This is a genomic window from Lysinibacillus sp. NPDC097231, from assembly GCF_044761885.1.
In the GTDB taxonomy this organism is placed as follows: domain Bacteria; phylum Bacillota; class Bacilli; order Bacillales_A; family Planococcaceae; genus Lysinibacillus.
This window is the reverse complement of sequence record NZ_JBIWDH010000069.1, coordinates 1-4,437: the sequence shown is the minus strand read 5'-3', so window position 1 is coordinate 4,437 and position 4,437 is coordinate 1. Positions and strand designations below refer to the sequence as shown.

Genomic DNA, 4,437 nt, shown 5'->3' with positions numbered 1-4,437 from the left:
CCGAGAAATAGGGTCAAACAAGAAAAAAGGGAAATCGAATAACATCGATTTCCCTTTTTTCTTGAATATCAGCTAGTTTTGTCCCAGCCTCTTTTTATAATGCTGTAACTAGATAAAAATCTTCTAAATACTAGCGAAAGCCCATTAAGTCTTTTACTTTCTTTGTATTTGGGGCAGATGTCAGTGTTTCTAGTAAGCGAAACGCTACATCAAAGGCTGTTCCGGGATTGGAGGAGGTTAAAATATGTTCTGTTTGCACAATGCGGTCGTTGACAATCGCCGCGCCATAGCTTTCAAGCTGTGCTAATCGTTTACTTGTTGGATGATTGTAGGTTGTTGCCTGACGATTATGTAGAATACCGCTATGTCCTAAAATAAGGGAAGCTACACAAATCGTTGCAATCGGTTTTTTCTGATCATCAAAATAACGAACCACCGCTTGAAATACCTCGCTAAAGGCATCCTCATAAAATCCCGCTTCTTCAAAGCCACCTGGGATAGCCAAAGCATCAAAATCCTCTAAATCAATTTCATGAAGCAATTTCTCAGGAGTGACCTTGAAATTCCATGTGCATTGCAGCTGATCATGTAAGCCTACCGTGACAACCTCTGTTGTTCCATCACCTTCCCATTTATTCCAGCCTAGTACATCGGTAAAAACACTCGCTTCCACAGCCTCAAAGCCATTTGCTAATAGTAATAATACTTTTTTCATATTGTTCCTGCCTCCTTTATGCTTTTATTGTAATCAATAGAGCCTCCTTGTAACAGGAGCTGTATAATGTAATTTAGATAAAATACCTTATAATAAAAGGAATTATACGCATAGTAGTTGATTATGAAAGGTGGATGACTATGGATCAAATTGATACTCAAATCTTACAGGAGTTACAGCATAATGCGAAAATCTCGATGAAGGAATTAGCCACAACTGTACATTTATCTTCTCCCGCTGTTATTGAACGCGTCAAAAAGCTTGAGGAACAAGGTGTGATTGAAGGATATCATGCAAAGGTCAACATCAAAAAAATGGCACGTACTATTCAGGCGATTATTTTATTTAAATCCATCGATTGTAAAAGTCTTTCGGAATTTTGCTATGCTCATCCAGATGTTCTAGAATGCTATCGAGTAGCAGGGGAGATTAGCTATATTGTCAAATTAGCAACCTATTCAGTTGAAACATTAGAGCAGTTTATTGATGCGGCTATGCCCTATGGAACACCTTCTACCAATATCGTGCTATCTTCAACCGAAAAAACAGTCATTGCACCATTTTCTGATAAAAAATACAAGTAAATTGCAAAAAAGCAAACCTCTGTACCATGAGCACCGTTTATAGGGCAGAGAGGGGGAGAAATGTTGCTTGGAATAAATGAACTCGAAGAAATCATGGAACGACATACAGAAAGACTAATCCGACTTGCCTTTTATTACGTTAGGGATCTACAAAGCGCAGAGGATATCGTTCAAGATGTATTTATTAAGTTCTATGATAATCAGCATAACTATGAAGAACGTGGAGAGTTAAAAGCATACTTATCGAAGCTCGTCATTAACAAAAGTAAGGATTATTTACGTAGCTGGACATACCGTAAAATACAGGTACAACAGAAAATTTTTGCTAAGAAGGCAATCATAAGAAGGGATATGCTTGTACAGCAGGATGAACAAACATTAATTGAAAATGCAATCCTGGAGCTTCCATTGAAACAGCGTGAGGTTATTATCCATTTTTATTTTGAAGAAATGTCAGTTGTCGACATTGCAGAGCTATTACGTATTCCAGTGAGTACAGTGAAAACGAGGCTACGTCGTGGGCGAGAGTTATTAAAGCCAAAGCTACAGCATATAGAATGGGAGGTGCTATTGCATGAGTAAAGTTAATGTGAGTGTACTAAGGGATTTAACAGAAAGTAAAAAGCGTGTGATGACAAATGTCATTCAGCATCTAGAACAGCGTGATGTCAAAAAAAGCTCTAGACGCTGGCAATATGGTATTCTTACCGTCATTTTGACAGTATGTATAGGAGTATTTATGTATAGCCAATACAATGATAATCTGGAGCTATCAGCCACTATTCCCCCCGTATTAGATGAAAAAATTATAGAGCTACACTTACAAAGAGATTCTCGTATAAATGGTAAAAATCGCTTATATGCAGCAAGTTTCGATAATTTTTTACGTTTGGAATCTTCCTTTGCTTATGCACAATCGAAGGGGTTAGCACCTACACAAGAACAAATCGATAAAGAACTAGAAACAGTGATGGAAGAATTAAACTATGATATAAATCCAACATTTGATGAACGTTTACAATTACTTCGAATCACAAGGGATGAGTTTATTGCACGTTACGCAAAGCCAATCGCCTATAAATCTGCAATGACCAATTTATTATGGGAGCAGTCTAAGAATGAATTTCCAGATGTAAGTGACCAGATACTAAATTGGTTCATTGCGAGAGATGCAATGAATTATTTAGAGCTGCATTATCATGAAGAAATAGCTTCCTTACGCGAAAAATATAAGGTTCCTCCAAAGGAAAGTCAAATGATCCTTACAAGGAGCGGTATGGTCTTAGCTATAAAGGAACATGAATTTTTAGTTGTATCAGGTGTTGCAACAACCGATATTGGTAAGCTATCCGCGGATGAAATCGTTCAAAAATATACAAACGGTACGTGGTTCCCGCTAGTGGATGTCCCTCAAACATTATCAATCGGTGATCGAGTAGAAGTGCAATATAGCGAGGGTATAGGTAGTGATGGTTCTAAACCTTTCATAGATTTTAAAGATATTATTGGCATGAAAATCATAGAAGAATATCAGTGATAAAAAGCTAGACATTCAAATGAAAGGAATGTCTAGCTTTTCAAACAAATAGGTTTTTTATTTGGAATAAGGTACAATTATTGTAATATTTTTTTTAGTTAGAGGGTCTTTTGATTTTTAAAATAGAAAGGAGAGCTTAGATTTGCTATCTTGGACAATGCCACTGAATTTTTTCTCTAAACTTGCCTCTTCTACTGGTTTATTTAAAAAGCAAGTCTCGAGAATAGTCATCCTGGCGTTGGGCGATGCCAATTACCGAGAAAGTATCATTGAGCACGGAAATTAATAAAACAAAGGAGAAAAATACATATGCTGTTAAATGATATATTAAGGGAAGATGAATTAAAAGATAGACTGCAAGCGTTGGAAAAAGGTCAAGCAACTTTGGAACAGGAGAATCAAGAGCAGCTTTTGCATTCAATGCTAGCGCATATCGGCTCGACCAACAGTGAGTTACGAGACAATCTAATATATGGATCATTTTATGATTGGATCCTCGAAAAAAATCTACTGGATCATAGCCGTTTAACAGAGCTTTTGGATTTCAGTATGAACAATTTATTATGTAAGGGTATCGAAGAACGTGAATCCGATTTGGTTTTTACTCGCACCTTTACATCACTATTGCTAGCGCTTATTTTATTTCGAGATCATCAAGATGATTTTTTATCCCAACACAAACTTGATGATTGTAAAGATAAATTACTCGCTTATTTAGCTGCAGAAAAGGATGTAAGAGGCTATGTCACAGGAAAAGGATGGGCTCATAGTGTGGCACATGTATCGGATGCTATAGATGAACTCGTGAAAAATCCTAAAATCAGTAAAGAGACATATGTTGATTTTCTACATGCATTATGGAACATGATTTTGCGGAACGATTATGTGTTTATTCATAATGAAGATGAAAGGCTATTAGTACCTATTCTAACAATGCTTGAGCATGGTTTGGAGCAGCAAGAGATTATCCAATTATTGCTGCAAATTCCTATAACTTTAATGACACAAAAGAGTCAATTGGATTTAGAACACTATAGAATAATCCTATTCAATTGCAAAACACTGTTAAAAAGCTTTTATATTCAAACGAATGGCAAACTACAATACGCCACTCTCCATCAAAGCATTGCAACTTGTCTTAGTGAATTATAATAGGAAAATATTTTTGATTTGAAATTGACAGACAAAATTTAGTTTGATAAGATGAATGGCAATAAAAGCATACAAATTCGTTGATGAGAAAGAGTAGTGTTTCATTTTGTTCTACAGAGAGCCGACATAATGGTGGAAGTCGGTGTGCAAGTGTTACACGAAGATCCTCTCTGAGAAGATTAGCTGAATATAGTAGGCTAATTCGGGTGTCTACCGTTAAAAAGAACACGTATGATTGTACGTTGCTGAGTGCTATTGAACGTTGCTTCAATAGAATTAGGGTGGTATTCGCGGTTAACCCCGTCCCTTACTTGGGACGGGGTTTTTTGTATGCCTTTTATACAAACGAATTGTATAGGAGCATTCCTGTTAGAAGGATTTTCAGGGGCTTGAAAAAGAAAAAGCCCTCTTGTATGATGCATGAGTGTCAACGCCAAATTGACCCATCA

General features: G+C 36.6%; 5 protein-coding genes and 1 other annotated feature. Of the genes, 4 read left to right on the top strand and 1 reads right to left on the bottom strand.

The window, feature by feature from the left end:
- Positions 1 to 130: 130 nt before the first annotated feature.
- Positions 131 to 715, bottom strand: a complete 585-nt coding sequence (locus ACIQXF_RS22960) for a DJ-1/PfpI family protein (protein WP_402788117.1) — start codon at positions 713 to 715, stop codon at positions 131 to 133.
- A 140-nt stretch (positions 716 to 855) separates the two neighbouring features.
- On the opposite strand from ACIQXF_RS22960, the gene ACIQXF_RS22955 reads away from it, so the two are divergent.
- From ACIQXF_RS22955 to ACIQXF_RS22940, 4 genes are all read left to right on the top strand, one after another.
- On the top strand, positions 856 to 1,299 hold the full coding sequence (locus ACIQXF_RS22955; protein ID WP_402788114.1) for an Lrp/AsnC family transcriptional regulator: 444 nt from the start codon (positions 856 to 858) through the stop codon (positions 1,297 to 1,299).
- A 60-nt stretch (positions 1,300 to 1,359) separates the two neighbouring features.
- The gene (locus ACIQXF_RS22950) at positions 1,360 to 1,881 is read left to right on the top strand and encodes a sigma-70 family RNA polymerase sigma factor (RefSeq protein ID WP_402788111.1); all 522 of its coding nucleotides are present in this window, start codon (positions 1,360 to 1,362) and stop codon (positions 1,879 to 1,881) included.
- Positions 1,874 to 2,836, top strand: a complete 963-nt coding sequence (locus ACIQXF_RS22945; RefSeq protein ID WP_402788108.1) for a DUF3221 domain-containing protein — start codon at positions 1,874 to 1,876, stop codon at positions 2,834 to 2,836. Before ACIQXF_RS22950 ends, ACIQXF_RS22945 begins: the two co-directional genes overlap by 8 nt.
- Positions 2,837 to 3,145: 309 nt before the next feature.
- Positions 3,146 to 3,988: a DUF2785 domain-containing protein gene (locus ACIQXF_RS22940; RefSeq protein ID WP_402788106.1), complete on the top strand. Its 843-nt coding sequence runs from the start codon at positions 3,146 to 3,148 to the stop codon at positions 3,986 to 3,988.
- A gap of 71 nt (positions 3,989 to 4,059) precedes the next feature.
- Positions 4,060 to 4,299 (top strand) — a binding site (T-box leader).
- Positions 4,300 to 4,437 lie beyond the last annotated feature (138 nt).

Bases quoted from the DNA above. Each gene is read 5' to 3' on its own strand.
- ACIQXF_RS22945 (WP_402788108.1), top strand. From the start codon at position 1,874: ATGAGTAAAGTTAATGTGAGTGTACTAAGGGATTTAACAGAAAGTAAA.
- ACIQXF_RS22950 (WP_402788111.1), top strand. From the start codon at position 1,360: ATGTTGCTTGGAATAAATGAACTCGAAGAAATCATGGAACGACATACA.
- ACIQXF_RS22955 (WP_402788114.1), top strand. From the start codon at position 856: ATGGATCAAATTGATACTCAAATCTTACAGGAGTTACAGCATAATGCG.
- ACIQXF_RS22940 (WP_402788106.1), top strand. From the start codon at position 3,146: ATGCTGTTAAATGATATATTAAGGGAAGATGAATTAAAAGATAGACTG.
- ACIQXF_RS22960 (WP_402788117.1), bottom strand. From the start codon at position 715: ATGAAAAAAGTATTATTACTATTAGCAAATGGCTTTGAGGCTGTGGAA.